At 71.5% G+C, this 24,887-nt stretch carries 21 protein-coding genes; 12 read left to right on the top strand and 9 right to left on the bottom strand.

Annotated elements, in window-relative coordinates; genetic code table 11:
- Positions 1 to 344 precede the first annotated feature (344 nt).
- Complete coding sequence (locus tag BLQ73_RS04505) at positions 345 to 848, bottom strand: beta-class carbonic anhydrase (protein ID WP_093168502.1); 504 nt, start codon at positions 846 to 848, stop codon at positions 345 to 347.
- A 210-nt stretch (positions 849 to 1,058) separates the two neighbouring features.
- Here BLQ73_RS04505 and BLQ73_RS04510 point away from each other — a divergent pair, with 210 nt between their 5' ends.
- Positions 1,059 to 1,379 carry a hypothetical protein gene (locus tag BLQ73_RS04510; protein WP_093168504.1) on the top strand — a complete coding sequence of 107 codons (321 nt, stop codon included), beginning with the start codon at positions 1,059 to 1,061 and terminating at the stop codon, positions 1,377 to 1,379.
- A gap of 14 nt (positions 1,380 to 1,393) precedes the next feature.
- On the opposite strand, the gene BLQ73_RS04515 is transcribed toward BLQ73_RS04510, so the two are convergent.
- A complete protein-coding gene (locus tag BLQ73_RS04515) occupies positions 1,394 to 1,954 on the bottom strand; it encodes a thioredoxin family protein (RefSeq protein ID WP_093168506.1) in 561 nt (186 codons plus the stop codon).
- Between the two features lie 173 nt (positions 1,955 to 2,127).
- Here BLQ73_RS04515 and BLQ73_RS04520 point away from each other — a divergent pair, with 173 nt between their 5' ends.
- Positions 2,128 to 2,526 carry a MerR family transcriptional regulator gene (locus BLQ73_RS04520; protein WP_093168508.1) on the top strand — a complete coding sequence of 133 codons (399 nt, stop codon included), beginning with the start codon at positions 2,128 to 2,130 and terminating at the stop codon, positions 2,524 to 2,526.
- Complete coding sequence (locus BLQ73_RS04525; protein WP_093168510.1) at positions 2,523 to 2,837, top strand: thioredoxin family protein; 315 nt, start codon at positions 2,523 to 2,525, stop codon at positions 2,835 to 2,837. Before BLQ73_RS04520 ends, BLQ73_RS04525 begins: the two co-directional genes overlap by 4 nt.
- Before the next feature lie 43 nt (positions 2,838 to 2,880).
- Here the strand turns inward: BLQ73_RS04525 and BLQ73_RS04530 are convergent, their stop codons facing one another.
- Complete coding sequence (locus BLQ73_RS04530; RefSeq protein ID WP_420819990.1) at positions 2,881 to 5,397, bottom strand: DNA gyrase/topoisomerase IV subunit A; 2,517 nt, start codon at positions 5,395 to 5,397, stop codon at positions 2,881 to 2,883.
- Between the two features lie 97 nt (positions 5,398 to 5,494).
- Here BLQ73_RS04530 and BLQ73_RS04535 point away from each other — a divergent pair, with 97 nt between their 5' ends.
- Together BLQ73_RS04535 and BLQ73_RS04540 are read left to right on the top strand one after the other, a co-directional pair.
- Positions 5,495 to 6,340, top strand: a complete 846-nt coding sequence (locus BLQ73_RS04535; RefSeq protein ID WP_143020117.1) for a hypothetical protein — start codon at positions 5,495 to 5,497, stop codon at positions 6,338 to 6,340.
- Between the two features lie 222 nt (positions 6,341 to 6,562).
- The gene (locus BLQ73_RS04540; RefSeq protein WP_093168514.1) at positions 6,563 to 8,674 is read left to right on the top strand and encodes a RecQ family ATP-dependent DNA helicase; all 2,112 of its coding nucleotides are present in this window, start codon (positions 6,563 to 6,565) and stop codon (positions 8,672 to 8,674) included.
- Positions 8,675 to 8,932: 258 nt separating this feature from the next.
- Here BLQ73_RS04540 and BLQ73_RS04545 read toward each other — a convergent pair whose 3' ends face one another.
- Entirely contained in the window at positions 8,933 to 9,826 is an 894-nt protein-coding gene (locus tag BLQ73_RS04545) for a carbohydrate kinase family protein (protein WP_093168517.1), read from the bottom strand.
- 227 nt (positions 9,827 to 10,053) lie between these two features.
- On the opposite strand from BLQ73_RS04545, the gene BLQ73_RS04550 reads away from it, so the two are divergent.
- Complete coding sequence (locus BLQ73_RS04550; RefSeq protein ID WP_093168519.1) at positions 10,054 to 12,747, top strand: bifunctional acetate--CoA ligase family protein/GNAT family N-acetyltransferase; 2,694 nt, start codon at positions 10,054 to 10,056, stop codon at positions 12,745 to 12,747.
- A gap of 35 nt (positions 12,748 to 12,782) precedes the next feature.
- Here the strand turns inward: BLQ73_RS04550 and BLQ73_RS04555 are convergent, their stop codons facing one another.
- Entirely contained in the window at positions 12,783 to 14,921 is a 2,139-nt protein-coding gene (locus BLQ73_RS04555; protein ID WP_143020118.1) for an L-type lectin family protein, read from the bottom strand.
- Positions 14,922 to 15,262: 341 nt separating this feature from the next.
- On the opposite strand from BLQ73_RS04555, the gene BLQ73_RS04560 reads away from it, so the two are divergent.
- Positions 15,263 to 15,853 carry a DUF5998 family protein gene (locus tag BLQ73_RS04560; RefSeq protein WP_093168523.1) on the top strand — a complete coding sequence of 197 codons (591 nt, stop codon included), beginning with the start codon at positions 15,263 to 15,265 and terminating at the stop codon, positions 15,851 to 15,853.
- A gap of 77 nt (positions 15,854 to 15,930) precedes the next feature.
- Positions 15,931 to 16,764, top strand: coding sequence for a sulfurtransferase (locus tag BLQ73_RS04565; protein WP_093168525.1), 834 nt, complete (start codon positions 15,931 to 15,933; stop codon positions 16,762 to 16,764).
- On the opposite strand, the gene BLQ73_RS04570 is transcribed toward BLQ73_RS04565, so the two are convergent.
- The 4 genes from BLQ73_RS04570 to BLQ73_RS04585 all read right to left on the bottom strand — a co-directional run bounded on the left by BLQ73_RS04570 (position 16,704) and on the right by BLQ73_RS04585 (position 22,278).
- Complete coding sequence (locus BLQ73_RS04570; protein ID WP_143020119.1) at positions 16,704 to 19,298, bottom strand: CHAT domain-containing protein; 2,595 nt, start codon at positions 19,296 to 19,298, stop codon at positions 16,704 to 16,706. The two genes, BLQ73_RS04565 and BLQ73_RS04570, sit on opposite strands and share 61 nt — an antisense overlap.
- On the bottom strand, positions 19,277 to 20,455 hold the full coding sequence (locus BLQ73_RS04575) for a hypothetical protein (protein ID WP_093168529.1): 1,179 nt from the start codon (positions 20,453 to 20,455) through the stop codon (positions 19,277 to 19,279). The genes BLQ73_RS04570 and BLQ73_RS04575 overlap by 22 nt, the downstream gene beginning before the upstream one ends.
- Positions 20,456 to 20,570: 115 nt before the next feature.
- Positions 20,571 to 21,176, bottom strand: a complete 606-nt coding sequence (locus BLQ73_RS04580) for an RNA polymerase sigma factor (RefSeq protein WP_093168531.1) — start codon at positions 21,174 to 21,176, stop codon at positions 20,571 to 20,573.
- 49 nt (positions 21,177 to 21,225) lie between these two features.
- A complete protein-coding gene (locus BLQ73_RS04585; RefSeq protein WP_093168533.1) occupies positions 21,226 to 22,278 on the bottom strand; it encodes a S8 family peptidase in 1,053 nt (350 codons plus the stop codon).
- 203 nt (positions 22,279 to 22,481) lie between these two features.
- On the opposite strand from BLQ73_RS04585, the gene BLQ73_RS04590 reads away from it, so the two are divergent.
- The 4 genes from BLQ73_RS04590 (at position 22,482) to BLQ73_RS04605 (ending at position 24,684) form a co-directional block, all read left to right on the top strand.
- Positions 22,482 to 22,976, top strand: coding sequence for a DUF3145 domain-containing protein (locus tag BLQ73_RS04590; RefSeq protein ID WP_176955273.1), 495 nt, complete (start codon positions 22,482 to 22,484; stop codon positions 22,974 to 22,976).
- Between the two features lie 8 nt (positions 22,977 to 22,984).
- On the top strand, positions 22,985 to 23,689 hold the full coding sequence (locus BLQ73_RS04595; protein ID WP_338056591.1) for a RibD family protein: 705 nt from the start codon (positions 22,985 to 22,987) through the stop codon (positions 23,687 to 23,689).
- 45 nt (positions 23,690 to 23,734) lie between these two features.
- The gene (locus BLQ73_RS04600; RefSeq protein WP_093168537.1) at positions 23,735 to 24,178 is read left to right on the top strand and encodes a deaminase; all 444 of its coding nucleotides are present in this window, start codon (positions 23,735 to 23,737) and stop codon (positions 24,176 to 24,178) included.
- Between the two features lie 119 nt (positions 24,179 to 24,297).
- Entirely contained in the window at positions 24,298 to 24,684 is a 387-nt protein-coding gene (locus BLQ73_RS04605) for an SCO5389 family protein (protein ID WP_093168539.1), read from the top strand.
- Positions 24,685 to 24,887: the final 203 nt, after the last annotated feature.

Genomic DNA, 24,887 nt, shown 5'->3' on the forward strand with positions numbered 1-24,887 from the left:
CCTCCTGAGGGCGGGGAGGGGCCCTGTGCGCCCCTTCCCCGCGCGCGCCCGTCCGGGGACGCCCAGAAGGCGGGCAGAGCCTCTAGGGCATGCCTATCGGCTTCGGTGCCGCTGGGAACGGCCCGTGTGGTCCTGGTGCGGGCACGGTGGTCGGCGTGTGCGGTAGCCGTACATCGGGTGCGAGGATGCGCGGGTGCGGTCGGGGCCTGTGAGGCGGTGACAGGTGCCATGGGTCGGTCGCCGACGCCCAGCCGGCAGAGCCTGTCGCGGCGCGCCGGGGGGAGGGCCCCGGCCGGCCGTCGTGCGTGGTGGTCGGCTCCTGTGGCGGTGCCGTACGGGCGGACCTAGGAGAGTTCCACCGGGGTGAGGGCGCCGGTGGAGACGTTGTAGATGGCGCCGCCGACGGCGAGGTCGTCAGGGAGGAACGGGCTCGTCTTGATGCGGGTGAGATCGTGGCGCAGGGCGGCGTCCTGGTCGGGCACGGTGTGGAATTCCAGGCTGCGGGTGTCCAATCCGTGCTCTGCGCTGATCAGCTCGTGGACCTCGTCGTCGGTGAGCTTGGACATTCGGCAGTCGGTGTGCGGCATGACGAGCACGCGGTGGACGCCGAGCAGGTAGACGGCGAGGACGAGGGTGCGCAGCACGTCGTCGGTGACCCTGGCGCCGGCGTTGCGCAGGATCTTGGCGTCACCTGCCTTGAGGCCGAGGAGGCCGAGAGGGTCGATGCGGGAGTCCATGCAGGTCACTACGGCGAGGCCGCGGGCGGCCCGGCCGGTGAGGTCTCTGTCGGTGAAGCCGGCGGCATAGCGCTGGTTGGCGACCAGCAGATCGTCGAACGTGTCGCTCATCGATACCCACTCCTCCGAGTCGTTGGGGGCACTTCTTGAAGATGATCCCGCATGCCCAGTTAGTCAAAGTTTGTGGGGGCCGGGTTTTGAGGCGACAGGCCGTAATCGATAACGTTGCGTGATGAGGGTGTCACGTGTGGTTGCATGGTGTGCGTCTTCACGTGATCGTCCGCTTTGGAAAGACCGGCCTCTTGCCGGCAAGGAGCACCCATGGGCAAGACCGAGATCCTGGCCGACTATCTCCGCGGTCAGGCACGCCGCCAGCTCGACCGGGTCGAGCACCGGGATGACGGCAGCAACGCGCGCAGCGCGCTCGCCCTGCTCGACGCCGCGATCTACGCCAAGGGGCTCGACGACGACGATCCGCTGATCGTGGAGCTCGTGGAGGCGGGGTGTTTCGGTCGCGACGGCCTCGGCGGATTCGATCCCGGCGAGGAGGCCACCAAGGCCGTGCGCGCCTGGCGCGGCGGTGAGCCCGGCGACCTCCTCAAGTTCGTGTCCATGGTGTCGCGGGTGCAGATGACCGGCTGACGAGACCTCAGGCGTCAGCCGGGCTCGTTGCCCTCTTTCCATTTGATGCCGCAGCCGAGGCTCGGCACCTGCTCCTTCACGGTGCTCCCGGCCAGCACCGCGTCGGTGGCGGCCCGCAGCGACGCGCCGGTCACGGGCACGTCGTTGCTCGGGCGGGCGCCGTCGAACTGGCCGCGGTAGGCGAGCTTCAGGTCGGTGTCGTAGAGGAAGAAGTCCGGGGTGCAGGCCGCGCGGAAGGCCTTGGCCGTCTCCTGCGACTCGTCCAGCAGATACTTGAACGGGAAACCCGCGCGATTCGCCTGCTCGATCAGATGCCCGGCGTCGTCGTCGGGATAGGAGACCGTGTCGTTGCTCGCGATCGCCACGGTGGCCACGCGGCCCGCGTAGTCGGCGGCGAAGGCGCCGATGCCGTGCTCGATGCGCTTGACGTAGGGGCAGTGGTTCGAAAGGAAGATCACCAAGGTCGCCGGAGCGCCCTTGAGGTCGTGAAGGGTGACTCTACCGCCGTCGATCGCGGGAAGGTCGAACTCGGGTGCGAGAGTGCCGAGAGGCACCATGTACGAGCTGACAGCCATGTGTCCATTGTCCCAAAGGCAAGCTCACGCACCGCTGGCGGTGTGCGGTGTGTCCCGCCCGTGCCCCGCCTCGGGCGGTCGGCCCGCGCGACGTGCCACCGCCCAGCGGCGGCCGGGCCTGCCCGCACCCTCTTGTTGCCTTGACACTGACGACAACGTTTAGCGTCACTGGCATGCACATCGGTGAACTCGCGGAGAGAGCGGGGGTCAGCACGCGGACTCTGCGTTACTACGAGTCCCTGGGATTGGTCACCGCCCATCGCGCGGTCAACGGATACCGCGTCTACGGTGACGACCACTTGAGACTCGTTCAGCAGATCCGTGCGCTTCAGGAATGCGGATTCGAGCTTGAGGAGACCCGTCCGTTCGTCGAGTGTCTGCGTGCCGGGAACCCGACCGGCGACTCCTGCGCTGCGTCGCTGGACGTGTATCGCAGGAAACTCGCCGAACTCGACGCCTTGATCGGCGAGTTGCGCGCGGTGCGTGACCAGGTGAATGCGCAGTTGGTGCAGGCGGAGACCAGGTCGTCGAGTGGGCCTGGGCCGTACTGCCGATCGAAGGGACGGCAATGATCGATGTCACGGATGCCACTTTCGCCGACGAGGTGCTGAAAGCGGATCTTCCGGTCTTGGTGACGTTCACCTCGGAGTGGTGTCCTCCGTGTCGGCAGTTGGCTCCGGTGCTCGGCGCGATCGCCGAGGAGGAGAGCGACCGGGTCAAGGTCGTTCAGCTTGACGTGGACACCAACCCGAAGACCGTGTCCGCCTACAGGGTGTTGGCAACCCCCACGCTCGTGGTCTTCCGCGCCGGAGAGCCGGTGAAGTCGATGGTGGGGTCCAAGCCCAGGCGGCGGCTGCTCCAGGAGCTTGAGGATGTGATCTGACGCGAGAGCCCCGCACCGCGACCGGTGCGGGGCTCTCGAGCGTTCAGAGGGAGGCGTCCTCCTCGGCGGCCGGAGGCGGACTCGCGGCGGGGACGGCGGCCGTGGTGCCGAGGGCGCCCCCGATCGCGGTGACCGCGTGGGGGAGAGGTGAGCCCGACCCGTCGCGGCGGCCGATCTCGGTCGGCAGCTCGACCGGCCGCCCGGTCTCGGTGACGCCCTTGGCGGGGGCGGGGCCGGCCCAGGCGATGATCAGGGCATCTTCGCCCTTGAGGAAGCGCTGGGCGCGCACACCTCCCGTGGCGCGGCCCTTGGCGGGGAACTCGGCGTAGTCGGCGACCTTGGCGTTGCCGGTCTGGGTGCCGGGCAGGGCCGTCGCGGAGCCGGCGACGGTCACGACGTGGGACGGCAGCGCGGGGTCGAGGGCGCCGAACCAGATGACGGTGGCGGCCGGGTCGAGCCGTATGCCCGCCATGCCCCCTGCGGGGCGGCCCTGCGGGCGCACACTGCTCGCGGGGAAGCGCAGCAGTTGCGCGTCCGAGGTGATGAAGACGAGGTCATGGGCTTCGGAGGTCAACTCGGTGACACCCACGACGCGATCGCCCTCCTTGAGGGTGATCACCTCGAAATCGTCGCGGTTGGCCGGATAGTCGGGGACCACGCGTTTGACCACGCCTTGAGCGGTGCCGAGCGCGAGACCGGGGCCGTCGGGCGTGAGGGCGCCGAGCCCGATCACGGTCTCACCCTGGCCGAGCGTGACGTATTCGCTCACGGGGTGGCCGCCCGATAGCGACGGAGGACTGGCCGAGGACGGCAGCACGGGCAGGTCGACCACGCTCACCCGAATGACCCGCCCGAGCGAGGTGACCACGCCGATCTCGCCGCGCACCGTGGAGTCGACCACGGAGACCAGCACGTCGTGGTTGGACCGCTCGCCCTCGCCGCTGATCGGCCCCGCGTCGAGCGTGCGGGCGAGCAGGCCGGTCGAGGAGAGCAGCACCCTGCACGGGTCGTCAGGGACCTCCAGGGCGACGGCCGCGGTGCGCGACACGCCGGAGGACTCCATGAGCACCGTCCGCCGGGGCGTGCCGTACGCCTTGGCGACGTCGGCGAGCTCCTTGGACACGAGGGCGCGCAGCTTGTCGTCGGAGGACAGCAGCGCGGTGAGCGCCGCGATCTCTTCGATGAGGGTCGCCTTCTCCTGGTCGAGTTCGAGCTTGTCGTATCTCGTCAGGCGGCGAAGCGGCGTGTCGAGGATGTAGACGGCCTGCGTCTCCGACAGCTCGAAGATCTCCATGAGCCGCCTGCGCGCCTCGGCGGAGTCGTCGGAGGAACGGATGACCTGGATGACCTCGTCGATGTTGAGCAGCGCGACGACGAGACCCTCGACGAGGTGCAGGCGCTCCTCCCGCTTGCGTCTGCGGAAGGCCGAACGGCGGCGCACGACGTCGATGCGGTGGTTGACGTAGACGTGGAGCAGCTCGCGCAGGCCGAGGGTGCGTGGCTGCCCGTCGACGAGCGCGACGTTGTTGATGCCGAACGTCTCCTCCATCGGCGTGAGCCGATAGAGCTCGTCGAGGACGGCCTCCGGGATGAAACCGTTCTTGATCTCGATGACCAGCCGCAGGCCCTTGTGGCGGTCGGTGAGATCCCTGAGGTCGGCGATGCCGGACAGCTTCTTGGACTGCACGAGCTCCCGGATCTTGGTGACGACCCGCTCGGGGCCGACGTTGAACGGCAGCTCGGTGACCACGAGGCCCTTGCGGCGCGGCGTGACCTGCTCGATCGTCACCTTGGCCCGCATGCGGAAGGTGCCGCGGCCGTTCTGGTAGGCGTCGCGGACGCCGTCGAGCCCGATGATCGTGCCGCCGGTGGGCAGGTCGGGCCCGGGGATGAAGCGCATCAGCTCGTCGAGCGACGCGTTCGGGTGCTTGAGCAGGTGGCGGGCGGCCGCCACGACCTCGACGAGGTTGTGGGGCGCCATGTTGGTCGCCATGCCCACCGCGATGCCGGTGGTGCCGTTGACCAGCAGGTTGGGGAACGCCGACGGCAGGACCGTGGGCTCCACCTCCTGCCCGTCGTAGTTGGGCCGGAAGTCGACGGTCTCCTCGTCGATCGACTCCACCATGAGCATGGCCGCCTTGGCCAGCCTGGCCTCGGTGTAGCGCATGGCGGCGGGCATGTCGTCGGGCGAGCCGAAGTTGCCGTGGCCGTCGATCAGGGGGAGGCGCATGGAGAACGGCTGCGCCTGCCGTACGAGCGCGTCGTAGATCGGGGTGTCCCCGTGGGGGTGGAGCTTGCCCATGACGTCGCCGACCACCCGGGACGACTTGACGTGGCCGCGGTCGGGCCGCAGCCCCATCTCGCTCATCGCGTAGAGGATGCGCCGCTGGACCGGCTTCAGTCCGTCCCGCGCGTCGGGGAGCGCACGCTGATAGATGACCGAGTATGCGTATTCGAGGAAGCTTGTCCGCATCTCAGCGGACACATCGATGTCGACGATACGTTCCTCGAAATCATCGGGCAGGGGGGTCGTCGTCTTACGTCGGGCCATGTCGAACATTCTGCCGAAGGTCCAGGGCGGGGCGCGACTTGAACCAGCCGCTGGTGCGGGTGGGGCTCCTGAGACGGATGTCGTACTTCCTCTCTACGATTCTGAGATGCTCAAATATCGTGAATTAGCAGGGCGCGGGGTTGCGGTCGGCATCCTCGCGCTGAGTCTTAGCGGATGTGCCGCGGTGGCCCAGCTCACCGACGAGGCCGGCAACCTGCTGGAGAACTCCGCGGGCGTCAACGACGTGATCACGGCGGACGCGCCCTTCCGCGGATCCCCCTCCGAGAAGTACGCCGACGGCGCGGCGGGCATCGCGATCCCCGAGGCGACCCGCGTGAAATGGTTCTCCAAGACCGACGTCGCCTGGGCGTATCGCAAGGCCAAGAAGCTCATCGAAGCCCGCCATTTGGACGAGCAGACGCTCCTGGGCGGTAGGCCGACCGCCTACGCCGACCAGTTGCACCCCCGGCTGCGTAAGGAATTCCTCAAGTATCTCGACCACAAGGATCAGGACGAGGACACCCGCGCCTGGGTGACCAGTTTCGCTCCGGGCAAGGTCGATCTGGTCGGGTTGGTGATCAAGGTCCAGTCCACGCTGTCTCCTTCCGTGAAGATCGTGGAGAATCGCCGAGAACTGCACGTCACGCATGAGTCCCGGATCGTCTACGCGGTCAAACCCAAGGGCAAGCCTGGACCGATCCAGCGGGTCATGGTCTACGACAAGTCCGTGTTCGAGTTCTGGCGGGAGCGTTCTGGCGGGCGGCTGAACGTCTGGCAGGGCGATCACATCGAGGGGTGGTCCGCCAACACCCGCTGCGACATCAGCGACTCCTTCTACCACCCCGATTTCAACCTGACCGGCTCCGGCGGCACCGGTCCCGCTCAGGATCCGTACAAGGAGCAGGCGAAGCCGCTCAAGGAAGGCGAATGCGGTGCGGTCACCGGCGTGTGACGGTCTTGAGGCGTGTCAGACGATCGCCGCGGACCTTGGCAGTCGTCTTGTCGGCGGATCGCCGGGCTTGTGCCGTACGGCGTGAGCCTTCAAGTGGGCTGCTGTCGGTGGGACGTGGTACCAAGGACCACATGACCGAGTCGCCTCACTCGCCGGGCCGGCCGCCCCGCCGCCGCGCCTGCCGCCCCACTGCCTCCGCGCGGGCCGTATCGGGGGTGCCTCATGCACGGTGAGGAGCAGGAGCCGCTGCTTGAGGAGGCGCAGGCCAGGCTGCGCGCCCTGGCCGGCGAGGGGGCGGTGCTCCGCGACGACCAGTGGGCCGCGATCAAGGCGCTGGTCGTCGACCGGCGGCGTGTGCTCGTCGTGCAGCGCACCGGGTGGGGCAAGTCGGCCGTCTACTTCATCGCGACCGCGTTGCTGCGCGAGCTCGGCGAAGGGCCCACGGTCATCGTGTCGCCGCTGCTCGCGCTGATGCGCAACCAGATCGCCGCCGCCGAACGCGCCGGCATCCACGCGGTCACGGTCAACTCGGCCAACCCCGAAGAGTGGGAGAAGATCTACGCCCAGGTGGCCGAGGGCGTGGTCGACGTGCTGCTGGTGAGTCCGGAGCGGCTCAACAACCCCGACTTCCGCGACAACGTGCTGCCCGAACTGGCCGAGAGCGCCGGGCTGGTGGTGATCGACGAGGCGCACTGCGTGTCCGACTGGGGGCACGACTTCCGCCCCGACTACCGCCGCCTGCGCACCCTCATCGGCGAGCTGCCTCCCGGCATCCCGGTCCTCGCCACGACCGCCACGGCCAACGCGCGGGTCACCCGCGACGTCGCCGAGCAGCTCGCGGTGGACTCCGAGTGGGAGGAGCCGCAGGAGACCCTGGTGCTGCGCGGCGCGCTCGAACGCGAGAGCCTGAGCCTGAGCGTGGTCGAGCTCGCGGGGCCCGAGGAGCGGCTGGCCTGGCTCGATCAGGCGCTTCGCGAGTTGCCCGGCTCCGGCATCGTCTACACGCTCACCGTGGCCGCCGCCCATGAGGTCGCCGCCTATCTGCGTGAACGCGGCCATGAGGTCGCCGCCTACTCCGGCCAGACCGAGCAGGCCGAGCGGCTGGCCGCCGAGCAGGACCTCCTCGACAACCGGATCAAGGCGCTCGTGGCCACGTCGGCGCTCGGCATGGGCTTCGACAAGCCCGATCTCGGGTTCGTCGTCCATGTGGGGGCCCCGCAGTCCCCGGTCGCCTACTACCAGCAGGTCGGCCGGGCCGGGCGAGGGGTCGAGCGGGCCGAGGTGATCCTGCTGCCGGGCAGGGAGGACCGCCAGATCTGGGCCTACTTCGCCTCGCTGGCCTTCCCGCCCGAGGAGACGGTCCGGCAGACGCTCGCGGCGCTCTCGGGCGGCACGCTGTCCACGGCCGCGCTGGAAGGCCGGGTCGATCTCAGCCGCACCCGGTTGGAGTCGATGCTCAAGGTCCTCGATGTGGACGGCGCGGTCCGCCGGGTCAAAGGCGGCTGGGATGCGACCGGCGAGCCGTGGAGCTACGACGGTGAGCGCTACGCCAGGGTCGCGCAGGCCCGTGAGGCCGAACAGCAGGCCATGCTCGCCTACATCGCGGCCACCGACTGCCGCGAGATGCACCTTCGGCTGCACCTCGACGACGACGCGGCGACGCCGTGCGGGCGGTGCGACAACTGCACGGGCGCGCGCCGGTCGGCCGGCGTCGACGGCGCGGCCGTCGAGGCGGCCAAGGCGAGCCTGTCGCGACCCGGGGTCGTCGTCGAGGCCCGGCGCCTGTGGCCGACCGGCCTCGCCGAGCTGTCCGGCCGGATCAAACCCGAGCTCGCCGCCGCGCCCGGACGGGCGCTCGGCCGCCTCACCGATCTCGGCTGGGGCAACCGCCTGCGTGACATGCTCGCGGCCTCCGCCCCCGACGGTCCCGTGCCCGACGACGTGTTCGCCGCGGTGGTCAAGGTGCTGTCGGCCTGGGAGTGGGAGGCGAGGCCGTCCGCCGTGGTGGCCATGCCCTCCGCCGGTAGGCCCGTCCTCGTGCGGAGCCTGGCCGAGCGCCTCGCCCAGGTGGGCCGCCTCACCTATCTCGGCGAACTCGGCTACCGCTCCGGCTCTCCGGGCCGCCAGTTCAACAGTGCCCAGCGCGTGCAGGCCGTCCGGGGCACCCTCGCGATGCCGCGCGAGCTCGCCGGGCGCATCGCCGAGGTCGGCGCCCCCGTGCTCCTGGTCGACGATCTTGTCGACACCGGCTGGACCATGACCCTGGGCGCCGCCCTGGTCCGCCACGCCGGAGCGCCATCCGTGCTGCCCTTCGCTCTCGCCACGGTCTCCTAGCGCCTCGCGTCCGGCCGGGGTCCCCGGCCGGGTCCGGGTCACCCGTACGGCACCACCTCGCCGGCGGTGGGCGTCGGGCCGTCCTGTCGTGGTCCCCGAGGGGGCGCCGCCGCAGGCCCGGCCTGGCCGAGGAGGGCGAGCGGCCCACCACCATTCACGCCACGATCCACGCCGCCGAGCCGGAGCCCCCGTCTGGGGCCTGTCCGCCGTGCCCCGAAGGCACCCCGCCCCGGAAGCCCGGGGAGGCGGGGCGTGGGGTTAGAGGCGGGGGCGGGCGCCGAGGTAGGAGATGGCCTTGGCGGCGAGGCGACAGCCGGCCGACAGGGCGTCGGCGGGGGGTTTGCCCTCCAGCCAGGGGGTGAGGAAGCCCGCCGTGAAGGCGTCGCCGGCGCCGGTGCCGTCGACGACGCGGTCGATGGACTCGGCCGCCACCTTGACGGGTTCCGGGCGGTTGTTGGTGTACCAGAGGGCGCCGTCTTCGGCGAGCTTGATCACGACCTGGGGGAACCACGCGGTGAGCACCTTGGCCGCCGAGCTCGGCTCGTCGCGTCCTGTGAGCACCTTGGCCTGGGAGATGTTGCAGAAGAGCAGCTTGGCGGCGTGGGTCCACTCCAGGAAGGGCTCGGCGCCGGTGCGCTCCAGGGGGGCGGCCGAGGCGGCGTCGACCGAGATGCTCATGCCTTCGCGGCGGGCGAGCTCAAGCGCGGCGAGCCCGGCTTCGCGCGAGCCTTCGTTGACGAGGGTGTAGCCCGACACGTGGAGGTGGGCGCCTTGGGCGAACAGGTCGCGGGGCAGATCCTCGGGGGACAGCGCGGCATTGGCCCCGGGGTCGGACAGCATGGTGCGCTCGCCCTTGTGGGTGACGAGCACCACGCAGGTGCCGGTGGGGCGTTCGGGGTCCATGACCAGTCGCGCGTCGACGCCGTAGCCCATCAGCTCCATGTCGCGGTTGCGACCGGTGATGTCGGCTCCGCGCCGCCCGATGAACGCCACCTCGGTGCCTTCGACGGCGAGCCAGGAGGCGATGTTGGCCCCTGAGCCGCCGCCGTGCATCGTGACGATGGCCGGGGTGTCGCTGGCCCTGGCGAGAGCGTAGCGGGCGCGTGCGACCGCGTCGGTCATGAGATCGCCCACCACGACAACCCGAGTCATGATGTCACCACCTTGCTGCCGTTGGTGCCGGTGCGGTCGCGGAGGATCCCCGCCGGGATAAGGGTTCCACACGCGAGGCTGACCCCGAGAAACCTTACAGTTTCCGGCCGCGCTACGCGGCATCGTGCGGGTAGATAGGGCTCAGTCGATGCACAAGCGTTGTCCGGGGCACGTGGTCGCGGCCGTTTCGCGGTGGCTTTCGGCGGTCTGCGCGCGAACCGGGTGACATGGGCGCTGACGTGGGGCGTAGGCGTGCGGCGTCTAGGCTTTCGGGTGTGGAGGCTCAGTATCCCGCGCATTGGGAGGCGGATGTCGTCCTCGCCGACGGCGGCACGGCACATGTCCGTCCGATTCGGACGACGGACGCAGACCGGATGCGGGCGTTTTATGCACGATTGTCCGATGAGTCAATTTATTTCCGCTTTTTTGGTCCTCGGCCAGAATTATCGGATCGCGAAATCACCCGGTTCACGACAGTGGACTACGTGGGCAGGGTCGCCCTGATCGCGCTGATCGGCCAGGAGATGGTGGCCGTGATCCGCTACGACCGGATGACCCCCACCGAGGCGGAGGTGGCCTTCCTCGTCGAGGACGCGCACCAGGGCAGGGGAGTGGCCTCGGTGCTGCTGGAGCATCTCGCCGCCACCGCCAGGGAACGCGGCTTCGAACGCTTCGTGGCCGACGTCCTTCCGGCGAACCGGCGCATGATGGGCGTCCTCCGCCAGGCCGGATACACGGCCGAGAGCAGTTTCGCCGACGGCGTCGTGCGGATGACGCTCGACCTGGCCCCCACCGAGACCTCGCAGGAGGTCGTGGTCGGCAGGGAGCACCGCGCGGAGGCGCGCTCGATCGAGCGGCTGCTCAACCCGGGCTCCGTGGCCGTGATCGGCGTGTCGAGAGCCGGTGGCGTGGGCCAGACCGTGCTGCGCAATCTGCTGGCCGCCGACTTCTCCGGGCCCGTCTACCCCGTGCACCGCGAGGCCCGCGCCGTGGCCGGTGTGCGGGCCTACCCGAGTGTGAGCGCCATCGACGGCGACGTCGACCTGGCCGTGCTCGCCGTACCCGCCGCCGGTGTCATCGACGTGGTGAAGGAGTGCGCGGAGAAGGGCGTGCGCGGGCTGATCGTGGTCTCCTCCGGGTTCGGGGAGACGGGGGCGGAGGGCAGGGCCCGCCAGGACGAGCTCGTGCGCATCGCCCGCGCTTACGGCCTGCGCGTGGTCGGCCCGAACTGCCTGGGCATCGCCAACCCCGACCCCGCCGTACGGCTCAACGCCACCCTCGCCGCCACCGTGCCCGGCCGGGGCCGGGTGGGCTTCTTCAGCCAGTCGGGCGCCCTCGGCACCGCCCTGCTGCAGCGGGTGGCCCAGCGCGGCATGGGGATCTCGTCCTTCGTGTCGGCCGGCAACCGGGCCGACGTCTCGGGCAACGACCTGCTCCAGTTCTGGGAGGAGGACCCTGCGACCGACGTGATCCTGCTCTACCTGGAGTCCCTGGGCAACCCGCGCAAGTTCACGAGGCTGGCCCGCAGGATCGCCCGCCGCAAGCCCATCGTCGTCGTCAAGAGCGGCGGCGCCACCCGGCACGTCCCCACCGGGCACGCCGCGCCGGTGCTCGGGCTTCCCGACAGCGCCCTCAGCTCGCTCTTCGAGCAGGCGGGGGTGATACGCGTCGATGACCTGGTCCAACTGTTCGACGTCGCCCAGCTTCTCGCCTACCAGCCGCTTCCCGCGGGCCCGAAGGTCGGCGTGGTGAGCAACTCCGACGCCTTGGCGCTGCTCGCCGTCGACGCCTGCGTCGGCGCCGGCCTGTCGCCGCGCCCACCGGTCAACCTGGGCGCGACCGCGGGCGCGGCGGAGTTCGGCGCGGCACTCGCGGGCGCCGTCGCGGCCGATGACGTCGACGCGGTGGTGGTTGTCTACATGCCCCCCATCCCCGGCGGCGCGGCGGACGTCGCCGCGGAGCTGGTGCGCGTGGCGGGGGAGTGCGGCAAGCCGGTGCTGGCCACCTTCGAAGGCCGCCGGGGCATGCTCCCCGAGCTGCGGACGGGGATGAACGGCGCGGACCCGGCGCGCGGGTCGATCCCGTCCTACGCCGCACCGGAGGAGGCCGTACGGGCCCTGGCCTATGCCGTACGGCATGCGCGGTGGCGCGACGGCCTCGGCGCCGGCCACGCCGGGGGGCCCGCGGGGGTCGCGCGCGGCGCGCGGGAGCTGGTGCGTACGGCGCTGGCCGAGGCGGGCGACGGCGACGGTGTCGAGGTCGACGCGGCGGGGCTGCTGGCGGAATACGGGGTGGAGGTCTGGCCCTCGGTCCCTGTCTTCTCCGCGGATGAGGCGGTGGACGCGGCGCAGAGGCTGGGGTGGCCGGTGGCGATCAGGGCCGTCGAGGCGGAGGCGGTCCAGCGGGCGGGCACCGTGCGCCTCGGGCTGTCCAGGCCCGACGCCGTACGGCATGCCTATCTCGACCTGGCCCGGCAGCTCGGCGGGGAGATGACGATCGCCGTGCAGCGCATGGCCCCGCAACCGGCGGTGCCGACGGTGGTGAGCGTGGTGGAGGATCCGGGATTCGGCCCGGTCGTGTCGTTCGGGTTCGGGGAGGTGGCGGCGCGTCTGCTCGGCGACCAGGCTTACCGGCTGGCCCCGCTGTCGCCCGAGGAGGCGGGCTCTCTGGTGCGGTCGGTGCGGGCCGCGCCGCTGCTGTTCGGTGAGTACGGCTACCCGCCGGTGGCGGTCGGAGCCCTGGAGGACCTGCTGGTGCGGGTGGGGAGGCTCGCGGACGAGCTGCCCGAGGTGGCGCTGCTCGATCTGGACCCGGTGCTCGTGGGGGAGAGCGAGGTGGTCGTGCTGGGGGCGCGGGCCGTACTCCGCAGTCCGGTGGGTCCGCGGCCCGACGGTGGTCCGAGGGGGCTGCGGCCCGTGTGAGAGGGGCGGGCGGAATGCCGCCCGCCCCTCGTGCGTCAGGCCGCCCTGCGCTGGGCGGGGCTGTTGGTGTCGGTGGAGGTGCAGGGCTTGTCGGCCGTGCAGTTGGTGTTCGGAGCGGTCACCGTGGCGGTGGCGGTGTAGCTCTTGGTGGCGCCGGCGGGCATCAGGCAGACGACGGTGAAGGTCATGCTGCCGCCCGGAGCCAGGCTGACCACCTCGTTGAGGTCACCGATCCCGCTCGCGGCCGGGCAGGCGCCGCCCGTGCTGGTGCAGGTCCACTTGATCCTGTCCCACGGGCTCGGCCAGTCGGCGACGAGCTGGGCACCCGACACCGGAACGCTGCCGGTGTTGGTGACGGTCACGGTGTAGGTGTACGGCTTGCCCGGGACGTACGGCTTCGGGTTGGAGGTCATCTTGACGTCCAGCGTGCCGCTCGGCGCCGGGTCCACGACGGGGAGCTGGATGGTCCCGGTCGCGGTGTCGTTGCCGGTGTTGCTGTCTCCGGGGGTGTTCACCCCGGCGTCGACGGTGACGGGGCCGTTCGTGACGGCGGGGACCTTCACCGCGATGGCGACCGGCGGGTAGGAGTCGCCGCCCTTGAGCGCGTCGTCCCCGGTGCCGGGCCGGGTGCAGGTGACCTTCCGGCCTTCGGTGGCGCAGTTCCAACCGTCGCCGGTGACTCCGGTGATCTGCAGCGGGGCCGGCACGGTGTAGACGGCCTTCACGGTGCCCGTGGTCGGGCCGGCGCCGGAGGCGTTGGCCGTGGTCACGGTGATGGTTCCGGTGCCGCCCGGGGTCAGCGTGGTGTCGCCGCCCACGGCCTGGCTGAGGTCGGGCCCGATGGGCGCACTGTCGACCGGGATCACGGTCGTGTCGCTGGTGGCCCTGTTGTCGGCCGGCTGCACTTCGGCATCGGTCTCGGCGGCGTTCGGCGCCACGACGCCAGTGGCCCGCAGCGTCGACGACGCGTCATCGGCGACGGCGACGTCCACCTTGATCTGCGGGAACGAGTCACCGGGACGCACGAGGGCGTCAGTGTCGCAGGTGACCTTCCGCCCGTCGATCGCGCAGGTCCAGCCGGTCCCGCTCGCCGTCGTCGGCGTCGTGCCGGCGGGCGCCTCGAAGGTCAGGCGCGTCGGGTCGTCGGCCCAGCCGTACATGGCGTTGACCGCGGTGTTGATCGTGTAGGTCCCGGTGCCGCCCGCACGGAACGGCCCGTTGTTGCTGATCGCCAGCTGGAGGTCGGCGTCCAGCGCGCGGATCTCCAGGTCGGAGATGGCGTGGTTGGCGGTCGCCGCGCCCGTCGAGGCCGCGAAGCCGACCTTGATGCTCTTGGGCAGAGGATCCTGGTTCGGCAGCTTGTCGAGGTCGATGCCGCTGAAGAGGGTCTCGTATGACTCGCCGTCCTTGTGGCGGATCTTTACGGCCATCTTGTTGTCAGGGGTGATGTCGATGAGGACATGCCGCTTGGACGCGTCGCGGTTGGTGGCGTCGTCGAGCGGCCTGCTCAGTTCCTTGCCCTCGATGTAGCCGTATCCCGTGGAGTCCGAGCCGCGGATGACGACGGAGTTGGGCTTCACGCCGGGCCCGCCGTTGCCCGCCCAGCGCGGGTTGGAGAAGTTGCCGAACTGGTCGAAGCCGATGCCGACGAAGGCGTCCTTGAGACCCTTGTAGCCGAGCGCGCCGCCCGGCTCCCCCGCTTGCGCCGCGGTCGTGTTCCCGTCGACGATGTAGAAGGAGATGCCGTCACCGCCGCGCGGACCGAGGCTGTCGGTGTAGGGCTTGATCCCCCACATGTAGAGGTCGAACTCGATCGAGACGCCTCGGCCGGCCTCGATCGCCTTCTCCAGCAGTACGGCGCCCGCCGCCTGCTTGATGTCGTTGGTCAGCCTGAACACGCCCTGGCCGACCGGGTCCACCTTCCCCTCGGGACACGCGCCGAGCGACCCCGCGGGCGGGTTGGTCGCCGCGGTGAGGCACGGGGCGTCGCCGCCCCTGGGGCTGCTCGCGGCCCAGACGCCCGGGGTGGTCTGGTCGCTGTGGAAGCCCTCTTTAAGGAGCTCCGAGGCCGAGGCGGGTGGGGCCATGACGACGAAGCTCATGCTGGCGGCGGCGGTCACCGCCGCCGTCAACCCGGTGCGCAGGACTCTCCCCGCCCGGGTTTGCGGACGCATGCGTCCGATTTCCATATCTATCCCCCGATTTCAGCATAATTCTCCAGACCCGATCTCCTGGGAGGTGCGACAGGCCCGATCAAGGCTCTGACCTGTGGGAACATCCCTTTTTTCGGCATGTGTCGAGGAGGTGAGTCTGGTGCTGTCCATCCCTACCGATAGCCGTTCAAACTTCAACGCAAACGCTAGGACCCACTTCGGGGGCAATCGTTTATATTGTCGTGTCCGGAAAAATTGGACTTTATGTTCTTTAGTCCCGCCATACGTTGCTGGCAGAGATGGGGGAACGGGGTAGCCCCGTGAGGGTGAAAGCGCCACCCCGGACAGGGCAGGATGGGTGCATGAGGGAAACCCGAGTCTCGGCCGAAGGTCTGCGCGAGGCGATCGATCGCAGTGGCTACTACCCCGACCTCGTCGCCGACGCAGTCGAGTCCGCACTGGGCAAGGAGGCGGTGACCGCCTTCGTCGTGCACCACGAAGCCACGTTCGACCCCGCCATGGAGGTTCGCAGACACGTCACCGTGCTGGTGCTCTCCCCGAGCCGCCTGCTGGTCTGCCACACCGACGAGCATCCCCCGGCCGAGGGGGTCTCCGCGTCCCACGCCTCCACCACCACCGAAGCCGTACGGCTCAGCCGCATCCAGTCCGTCGCCGTCACACGCGTGGTCCCCGACCCGGCCTCCTACGTGCCGGGCGTGCCCCCGACCGAGGTCACGCTGACGATCGGGTGGGGGGCGATCTCCCATATCGATCTCGAACCCGCGACCTGCGGCGACGAGAACTGCGAGGCCGACCACGGATACACCGGCGCCGTCACCGCCGACGACCTGTCGCTGAGGGTCAGCGAGGCCGCCGACGGGCCCGAGGCCGTCAGCCACGTGCTCGCCTTCGCCAAGTCGCTCTCGGAGGCCACGGCCATCGCCGCCTCCTGACGGCGGGCTCCCTCGCCACCCTTCCCACCGTCCGCTCTCCCCGGCGCGGAGAGCGTCCGCATGCTCAAGGAGTTCCCATGAGCCCGCTGATCACCCCGGCCGAGCTCGCCGCGCTCGTCGAGCGCGGCGAGGTGACCGTGCTCGACGTGAGGTGGAGGCTGCCCGGCCAGGCGCCTGAGCCGTACGGCCCCGCCGCCTACCGTGAGGGCCACATCCCCACGGCCGTCTTCTGCGATCTCGACACCGACCTGGCCGCTCCGCCGGGCCCGGGCGGCCGGCACCCGCTGCCGGCGGCCGAGACCCTCCAGGCGGCCGCCAGACGCCTCGGCGTCTCGCACGCGAAACCCGTCGTGGCCTACGACGACGCCGACTCCACCGCCGCCGCCAGGGCGTGGTGGACGCTGCGTTACTTCGGCCACGGCGACGTCCGCGTGCTCGACGGCGGCATCCGCGCCTGGCGGGAGGCGGGCCTGCCCCTGTCGAAGGACGCCGAACGGGCGCGGCCCGGCGACTTCACCGCGAAGCCCGGCGCGCTGCCGATCCTGGAGGCCGCCGAGGCCGCGGCGCTGGCCGCCGAGGGCGTGCTGCTCGACGCACGCGCCCCCGAACGCTACCGAGGGGAGAACGAGCCCGTCGACCCCGTCGCGGGCCGCATCCCCGGCGCCGTCAACGCGCCCACCGGCGGCAACGTCGGCGGCGACGGCCGCTTCCTCACCCCGCCGGAGCTGCGTGACCGCTTCGCCGAGCTCGGAGCCGACGGTTCCGTGCCGGTCGGGGCCTACTGCGGATCCGGGGTGACCGCCGCCCACGAGGTGCTCGCCCTCGACCTGGCCGGCGTGCCCGCCTCGCTCTACATCGGGTCCTGGTCACATTGGATCACCGACCCCGACAGGCCCGTCGAGACCGGCTGAAGGCCGTTGCCGAAACAGGCGAAACTGTAAAGCCCGGCTTTCGCCCCGGCGTCCGCCAACGCGCGCGCCGGGGCGCGGCCCCGCCCGAGCACCTCATGGAACACCGCCATGAGGGCCAGGCTCTCATCGTCACGCACCGGCAGCAGCCCCGCGACCACGCACGCCGCGCCTCCCGCGAGCAGCGCGCCGACCAGCCCCAACCGCAGCCCGCCCTCCGGGCTGCGGGCCATCCCCGCGTCGCAGGCCGACAGCACGACCAGCCTCGCCGCAGCCGCGGCCGGGAGTTCACAGGCCGACAGAGAGCCGTCGGCCAGTTCCACACCCGACAGCAGCGGCGCACGCGGGCAGAACCTCCCATGCGCCGCCACATGCACCACGTCGGCCCCGGCCAGCGCCGCCACCACGGACGCCTTCGACGGCGGCACCTCCACCGCGCCCGGATGGCACGCCACCACCGCGTCCGCCTCCGCGCGGGCATGCGCCAGGCCCGGCCCCGCGACCACGGCCACCCTCGGCCCCGCCCTCAGCCCGGCACCCGTCCGAGCCCACCCCCGCGCCCACTCCTCGGTCACCCCCGCGCACACGCTCACCGGCACCTCGCGCAGCGACGGCAGCGCCGCCCAGGGGAGCGTGTGCAGCGTGCCCGCCGGCACCACCACCAGCTCACGCCCGGACAACTCCGCCGCCATCGGCCGCAGCAACCGGCGCTGCACCGCGGCAGCCGCCCGCTCCGGCTCCCTCCCGGCCACCCCGTCCCGGCGGGCCGCCCGCCGCATCGCGTAGCGCAGCCGTACCGCGAGCTCGGCGACCACCCCCGCCGAGCCCAGCCGGTGCAGCGCCACCCGGCGCGGTGTGACCGTGACCGCGGCCAACACTCCGCCGTGCCGTACGAACGCGACCAGCGCCGCGTCGCCCAGCACCTCACGCAGCCGGTCCACGGCGAGGGGGCGCTCCTCGGGCACGCGCGACGCCGTCGCCCAGGACAGCACCTCGCCCGGGCGGCCGCTCTCCAGCGCGAGCTCCAGCCCGTAACCCGCCAGCCGCACGGCCTGCGCCCGCGCCCGAGCCGCCTCCGCGGGATGCGCGGCGTCGCGCACCCTGGCACGCTGCTCCGCCACCCCCTCCTTCAGTACGGCACACGCCCCCGGCACATCACCCCGCAACACCGCCCGCATCGCCACCCCGTGCGTGTCGCCCCCACCGGGCGGCAGCCGCGCCTCCGCGGCGGCCCGATCGCCGAGCGCCGCCGCCAGACCGGCGGCCACCAGCGCCAGCTCCGCCCCCTCGGCCGGCCATCCGTGAACGGCGAGCTCGTCCGCGCACGCCGACACCTCACGACACAAGGACGGATCCGGTGCGGCCACGGCAAGCCGGGCACGCAGCCGTATCTCCTCCGCCAACGGCACATGGCGCCCCCGCCCCTGCCCGGCGAACTCCTCACGCACAGCGGACGCCGTCGCCTCCGCCCGCCCCGGATCGCCCGTGAGCAGCTCGGCACGCGCCAGCAGCAGCCGCGCATCGGTCAGAGCGACCCCCGCGCCGCACGACGCGAGCGACGGCACGGCCTGCTCCAGCAGCATCCGCGCCTCGAACGGCAACCCGGAGTCCAGGAGCGCCGAGGCGACATCGGCGCGCATCGCCGCCAGCCGCTCGGGAAACCCGGCGAGCACCCGTTCGGCGACCTGGCAGGCGCGGAAGGCGGCGGCGATCCGCCCCCGCGACACGGCGAGGAACGGCAGGTTGGCCTGCGCCAGCCGTACGAGATGACCAAGACCCGCGCGCTCCGCCACCCGCGCGCAGTGCGCGATGTCGCGCTCGGCCTCCTGGTAACGGTGCAGCATGGCCAGGGCCAGACCCCGGTTGAGCAGCGCGCCCGCCACGAACACCACCTCGTCGGCCACCGCGCGGGAAAGCGTCTCCAACGCGCCGTCGCAGGCCGCCACCGCGTCCCCGCACCGGCCGAGCCGCACCAGCGCCACGGCCAGGTTGGAGCCGAGTTTGCCGCGCTCCCGCTGCGTGAGGTACGGCATGGCGGCCTCGGCGATGCCGAGGGCCTCCTCGGGCAGGCCCCGCTCGGCCCGGATCGCCACCAGCGACAACCGCGCCTGGGCCGCCCGGCGATCGAGGTCGGCCGCGCACGGACCGCCGTGCCCCGTGCCTCCGCCCGCCGACGTGGCCAACTCCACGGCCCGGCACAGATGCTCGTCGGCCCCCGCCAGATCGCCCAGCTCCCGAGTCGCCAGGGCCACCGCCCGCCGCGCCACCACCTGAACCCGCCGGCAACCCCGGCGTTCCCCCTCCCGCAGCACCTCCCAACCCCGCTCCCAGCCGACCTCCGGCCGGACCCCGGCCATCGGCACAAGCCCCTCCGCCACCCGCATCAGCCCCTCATGCGGACATCCCCCGGCCGACTCGGGGGGCTTCGGGGGCCGGCTGCCGGAGCGGGCCTCCGGCCGTACCGCGCCCATGTGCGGCTCCGTTCCGTCGCCGGGCAGGGGGTGGCCGTCGGCGATCACAGATGGACGTGGGTCCACGGGGTGGCGACGGGGGGAAGGCCGTCGCGGTGGCAGACCACGCTGAACCATCCGGGGGAAAGCCCCACGACGGCGAACCCTCCGCTGTCGACGAGGTCACGGACCACCGTGGAGTCCAGTGTGCGGATCTCCACCCGCCTGGGCGACCGACCGTCCGCGGGGGCGTCATCGCAGTGGGCCTCCACATCGGGCGCGGGCCCCTCGCCAGGGGGGACCCATTCCGCGTGGCTCAGCTCGTGGCCGGGGGGCTCACCGCCGGCCTCGCCCCTGCCCGCCTCGCCCCTGCCCGCATGGGTCGCCCTGTGCGGGGCCGCTTCACCCGTGACCGGGCCGACGCGGCTTTCCGCCCGAGCGGCGGATCCACCGTCGGGGCCCGCGTCGCCTGGCTCTCCGCCACATCGATGTGAGACCGCGGGGTGTGTCCTGGAATCGGCGAGGTGGGTATTTTTCGGGCCGGGCTGTGGGGTCTCCGTGTCATAAGGGCCGGAAATCGCGGGTTCGCCGGCGGGGCCGGTGCGCATGAGGGGTGCCCCCTCGCGCGAGCCGGTTTCCATGGGCACGTGCGGCTGGGTGGGGGCGGCGCCGTGCGGCACGGCGTCGCCGGGAGGGATGGCCGCCCGCGTGGAGAGCAGAGGGCCGCGGGTGAAGCCGAGAGTGCGAGTTCGCCCGCGTGGGGCGGACTCGCCGTCGGCGAGGGCCTCCTCCTCGCGGCATGCCGCGGTTTCGGCACGTGCGGCTGGATCGCTCCCGCTCGCTCCACGGGTCGCGGGGTCCGCGTGCTCCGGATCGCCGGTGCCGGTGCCGGTGCCGGTGCAGGTGTCCGCGGTCTCGGCGGTCTCGGCGGTCTCGGCGGTGAACGTGATCTGGCCGGCGAGGTCGAGGAGTTCGCCGTTGAGGGTGAACTCCAGCTCGACGATCAGCCCTTCGGCGCTGAACCGCAGCAGGCGGTTTCCGTCGCCCATCAGCGGATCGTCATGGTCTGCGGCGACAGCGGAGCGGATGCCGGACACCTCCAGGTCCGGCAGCGCGTCGGCGACGGCCGCGCCTGGCAGCCGCAGCGTGAAGGCGGCACGGGCCGCCGACGTCACCCCGGTCGGCACCGGGTCGGCACCCGCCGCGATCCGAAGCGCCGCGAGGATCGCCTCGTCGCCCTTCACCTCGCCACCTCCCTTGAACGTTGAACTGTGAGGAAACCCACCCGGCGCCCCCTTCCCGTCGGTGTGGCCGAGGGCTCGTGGAGGCCGGGGGGCGGCGGTCTGAGGCGCGGGCCCGTCATGCGGGCTCCTCCTCGGCGGCGATCAGCGCCCGGAGCCGGTCGAGGCACCGGCGGCGGGTCGGGCCGATGCTGCCGACCGGCATGCCGAGCCGTACGGCGTGCAAACGGTAGCCCGCGTCGGGGTCGGTGACGAGGAGGCGCAGGAGCGACCGGCAGGGCTCGCCGAGCTGGGCGACGGCCCGCCACAGGCGTTCGCCCTCGTCGAGGCCGAGGACCGCGTCGGCGGGGTCCTCCTCGGTCCGGCCGGTCGGGTCGAGCAGCTCGTCCGGGGGGTCGGCGTGCAGGTGCTCGCCGGACCGTTTACGGCGGACACGCATGGCCTCGTGTTTGACCGTGGAGGTCAGCCAGGCGCCGACGGCGGCGGGCTCCCGGATCGCGTAGAGGTTCTCCACGAGTTTCAGCCAGCCGAACTGGACCACGTCCGCGGCGTCCTGCGCGCTGAGCCCATGGGCCCGTGCGACGTGCCACAGGCGTGCGCCGTAGCGGTCGACCAGTTCGGCCCACGCGGCGGAGTCGCCGGCGGTGGCCGCGGCCAGCAACTCCTCGGGCGAACGCCCGGCGGACACCGCGACGCCCCCGCCGCGTGTGGGGTGGGGCAGCATGTCTCCCCCTGCTCAAATGGGCCGGCAGCTCATCGGTCAGGGGGGAACCTTAGCGACTGGCGGAAACCAGCACCCCCAAGTCGGGGATTTGCTGGCTTCTGCGGGGATCAAGCACGTGAGCAGTGGCTTCGCGGGGACTCATGTCCTTTGCGGCGTCGGCGATGGCTCCCGAGACCAGGGCCGTCGAGAACGACGTCCCGCTCCACCGCGCGTAGCCGGCGAAGCCCTCGCATCGCAGGTAGGTGCTGGTCAGCCACTCGCCCTGCGCGCAGGCGTCCACCCACGGCCCGTGACCGGAGAACGGCGCCCGCCTGCGCTCGGATGCGTCCACCGCGCCGACGGCCACGACGTCGGGCAGCGCGGCGGGCCAGAAGGGCCGCCGGGTCGCGGTGTTGCCCGCGCAGGCCACGACCGCGGTGTCGCCGAGTGCGGCGATGGCCTCGGACACCAGCAGGGGCGGCTGGTCGTCGAAGGTGTGGCAGCCGAAGGACAGGTTGAGCACCCGCGGCGGGTCCGCCCGCACCCGCGCCAGCGCGCTCAGCAGCGCCGCCTCGTCGGCCACGCCATTGCCGTCGAGGAGGCGCGTCGCGCGAAGCCGTACGCCGGGGGCGCGCTTGACGAGCAGACCCGCGATGAACGTGCCGTGTCCCGCCTGGGGGTCGGGGACGCCGTCGCCGTCGTAGTCGGCGACTTCGGTGACGTCCGTGCCGTGCTCGCGAAACCACGGGGCGCGCTCCCACCAGGGGTGCGGGGCGAGGCCGGTGTCGAGGAGCCCCACGGTGGTGCCGTCGCCTCCGGCGGGTGGCGGGTCGAGCTCCGTGGCGGGGAACGGCCTGCCCGCAGGGCCGCCCCAGAAGAGGGGCTGTCCGACGAGGATGTGGTTGGGGGAGACGCGGTGGCCTCGGTCACGGAGCGTAGCGGCCAGGTCGCATTCGTCCACACCGGGTGAGAGGCGCACGCGGAGAACGCCGCCGGTTTCGGTGACCGCCTCGATCCATCGCGCCGCCACCTGCAGCGACGTCCTGTCGGAGAGGAGTTGCCCGGGGCGGATAAGGGTGGGGGAACCTGCGATGTGCTCAACGTGCCGGATGTCACGGTTCATCGGGACCTCCAGGGGGTTAAGGCGTCGTGAGCTGGTCCTTTCCCCGATCACACTGGTGTCAACAGTCACATGCGCAACATCTAGGTGTGCGCCCCCTCTGGTGTCACGTCGCGACCGACGGTAGTCTCTCCTACAGTCACTTGTGATCATCCCAGTATGAGGCCGTTGGGGAAGGCGCACCTCGTACTGAAACGGGAGGTCCGGTGTCTGCTCGTGGCGTGATTTACGTCCACTCGGCTCAGCCTGCGCTGTGCCCTCATATCGAATGGGCGGTCGCGGGTGTCCTTGGCGTGCCCGTGGACCTGACGTGGACCCCGCAACCGGCCGCGCCCGGCACGCTCCGGGCACAGGCCGAGTGGGAGGGCCGCGCGGGCGTGGCCGCCGCCGTCACCTCGTCGCTCATGGGATGGCAACGCATCCGGTTCGAGATAACCGAGGATGCCTCGCCGGGCGTCGACGGCTCACGCAACGCCTACACGCCCACGTTGGGCGCGTTCACCGCCGTCATCGGGGCCAATGGCGACATCCTCGTGCCCGAGGACCGCCTCCGCACGGCCATGATGCTGGCGGCGCAGGGCCGGGCGGTGCTGGAGGACGAGCTGGACAAGCTCTTGGGCCGTCCGTGGGACGAGGAGCTTGAGCCGTTCCGCTACGCGGGCGACGGCGCTCCCGTCCGGTGGCTGCACGCAGCCGTCTGACCCGCGCCATGGCTGATCCGAGGCGGTCCGGCATGGACGGGCGCCCCTACGTGCTGCTCAGCTGTGCCATGTCGCTGGACGGCCATATCGACGACTCCGGTCCGGATCGGCTGCTGCTGTCGAACGAGGAGGACTTCGACCGCGTCGACGAGGTGCGCGCCTCCTGCGACGCGATCCTGGTCGGTGCCGGCACCCTGCGGCGCGACAATCCGCGGTTGCTCGTGCGTTCCGAGGCGCGGCGGCATGCCCGGGTGCGGCGCGGGCTTCCCCCGCATCCGGCCAAGGTGACCCTGACCGCGACGGCGAGGCTGGATCCCGCGGGCCTGTTCTTCACCGAGGGCGACGCCCGGAAGATCGTCTATGCCGCCTCCGCCGTCGTGGGGCCGCTGAGCGCCGCCCTCGCCGGTGTCGCCGAAGTGTCCGACGCCGGCGACCCCCTCGATCTCCGTACGGCTCTCGCAGACCTGGCCCGCCGCGGGATCGCGCGGCTCATGGTCGAGGGCGGCGGCACCGTGCACACGCACTTCCTCCAGGAGGGCCTGGTCGACGAACTGCAGCTGGTCGTCGCCCCGTTCTTCGTCGGCGACCCCTCCGCGCCGCGTTTCGTGTACGGCGGCTCCTTTCCGCAGGATTCGCGGCACCGCATGGAGCTCGCGGACGTACGGCGGCTCGGCGACGTCGTGCTCCTCCGCTACCTGGTGGGCGGGGCGTAGGATGCGGAAGGCCGGTTGATCGGATCGACGCGTGGGGAGGCGGATGTGGACGACCGCCGCTGGCTGACCCTCGCCTGTGAGCTCGCCCGTCTGTGCCCGCCGTCCGGCACCGCTTTCTCGGTCGGCGCGGTCGTCGTGAGTGCCGACGGCGAGGAGATCGCCCGTGGCCACTCCCGGGAGGCCGATCCTCACGACCACGCCGAGGAGGCCGCCCTCGCCAAGATCGCGCCTGGCGACCCCCGGCTGCCGGGCGCCACGATCTACAGCAGCCTGGAGCCCTGCGGCGAGCGCAGATCCCGGCAGAAGACATGTGCCCGGCTGATCGTTGAGAGCGGCATCCGCAGAGTCGTCATGGCGTGGCGTGAGCCCGTGCACTTCGTGGAGGGCCAGGGGGCCGAGGTCCTGGCCGAGGCGGGCATCGCCGTCGTCGAGCTCGCGGATCTCGCCTCGCTGGCGCGCGAGCCGAACGCCCACCTCGGCGCCTCCTGAGTCACCCCGGGTCACGCTGAGTCATACGCGACTGACGGAAAGGCTCACCGTTAGGCCATAGACCGAGACCTTTGTCCCTCTTAGCGTCGTTAGGTGTCAATCGTCGTCTTGGAGGTGTCATGTCGCTGACCGTCCCTGCGGAGCTGATCGATCAGGCGCGCGATGGAAAGGTGGATCAGGCGGCCTTCGTTGACTGCATCCGTACGTCATTGCCCTACGCCTGGGGCGTGGTGGTCAGGCTTGTCGATGAACTCCAGTCCGGAAACGCCGAATTCGCCGACAACCAGCTCTCCCCGCCCGACCAGGCGTCCTATGGCCAGCTCTTCAGAATGATGGCCAGCGACGCCATTCGCAGGGCCGTCGAGCAGCACTTCGGCGTGCGGCTCGCCTTCCAGAACTGCTGCCGCGCCGCCGTCTTCCGCCCCGACGCCCACGGAGCCCTCGCCGACTTCACCACCCCCGAGGCGCAGATCCTCAACCAGCGCCCCGAACTGATCGACTGCTGACCCACCCACCCCAGGGGGGCTCTCGCCGTATGGCGGGAGCCCCCATATGCTTTGCCCGGCTTGTCGGGACACGCCTACTAAATGAGCAACAGCGGGTACACGTGCCATGTGGGAGATCTAATGGACATGTGCGGCGCTTCACAGTGGCGTATGCATCGTTCAGAGTCCCAAGGTCTCCTGACGAAAAATCGTCAACGGGCACC

The organism is Sinosporangium album, assembly GCF_900100605.1.
In the GTDB taxonomy this organism is placed as follows: domain Bacteria; phylum Actinomycetota; class Actinomycetes; order Streptosporangiales; family Streptosporangiaceae; genus Sinosporangium; species Sinosporangium album.

What these genes read in the sequence shown, in the direction of transcription:
- BLQ73_RS04505 (WP_093168502.1), bottom strand. Translation starts at nt 848, where the DNA reads ATGAGCGACACGTTCGACGATCTGCTGGTCGCCAACCAGCGCTATGCC.
- BLQ73_RS04510 (WP_093168504.1), top strand. Translation starts at nt 1,059, where the DNA reads ATGGGCAAGACCGAGATCCTGGCCGACTATCTCCGCGGTCAGGCACGC.
- BLQ73_RS04515 (WP_093168506.1), bottom strand. Translation starts at nt 1,954, where the DNA reads ATGGCTGTCAGCTCGTACATGGTGCCTCTCGGCACTCTCGCACCCGAG.
- BLQ73_RS04520 (WP_093168508.1), top strand. Translation starts at nt 2,128, where the DNA reads ATGCACATCGGTGAACTCGCGGAGAGAGCGGGGGTCAGCACGCGGACT.
- BLQ73_RS04525 (WP_093168510.1), top strand. Translation starts at nt 2,523, where the DNA reads ATGATCGATGTCACGGATGCCACTTTCGCCGACGAGGTGCTGAAAGCG.
- BLQ73_RS04530 (WP_420819990.1), bottom strand. Translation starts at nt 5,397, where the DNA reads ATGTTCGACATGGCCCGACGTAAGACGACGACCCCCCTGCCCGATGAT.
- BLQ73_RS04535 (WP_143020117.1), top strand. Translation starts at nt 5,495, where the DNA reads ATGCTCAAATATCGTGAATTAGCAGGGCGCGGGGTTGCGGTCGGCATC.
- BLQ73_RS04540 (WP_093168514.1), top strand. Translation starts at nt 6,563, where the DNA reads ATGCACGGTGAGGAGCAGGAGCCGCTGCTTGAGGAGGCGCAGGCCAGG.
- BLQ73_RS04545 (WP_093168517.1), bottom strand. Translation starts at nt 9,826, where the DNA reads ATGACTCGGGTTGTCGTGGTGGGCGATCTCATGACCGACGCGGTCGCA.
- BLQ73_RS04550 (WP_093168519.1), top strand. Translation starts at nt 10,054, where the DNA reads ATGGGCGCTGACGTGGGGCGTAGGCGTGCGGCGTCTAGGCTTTCGGGT.
- BLQ73_RS04555 (WP_143020118.1), bottom strand. Translation starts at nt 14,921, where the DNA reads ATGCGTCCGCAAACCCGGGCGGGGAGAGTCCTGCGCACCGGGTTGACG.
- BLQ73_RS04560 (WP_093168523.1), top strand. Translation starts at nt 15,263, where the DNA reads ATGAGGGAAACCCGAGTCTCGGCCGAAGGTCTGCGCGAGGCGATCGAT.
- BLQ73_RS04565 (WP_093168525.1), top strand. Translation starts at nt 15,931, where the DNA reads ATGAGCCCGCTGATCACCCCGGCCGAGCTCGCCGCGCTCGTCGAGCGC.
- BLQ73_RS04580 (WP_093168531.1), bottom strand. Translation starts at nt 21,176, where the DNA reads ATGCTGCCCCACCCCACACGCGGCGGGGGCGTCGCGGTGTCCGCCGGG.
- BLQ73_RS04585 (WP_093168533.1), bottom strand. Translation starts at nt 22,278, where the DNA reads ATGAACCGTGACATCCGGCACGTTGAGCACATCGCAGGTTCCCCCACC.
- BLQ73_RS04595 (WP_338056591.1), top strand. Translation starts at nt 22,985, where the DNA reads ATGGCTGATCCGAGGCGGTCCGGCATGGACGGGCGCCCCTACGTGCTG.
- BLQ73_RS04605 (WP_093168539.1), top strand. Translation starts at nt 24,298, where the DNA reads ATGTCGCTGACCGTCCCTGCGGAGCTGATCGATCAGGCGCGCGATGGA.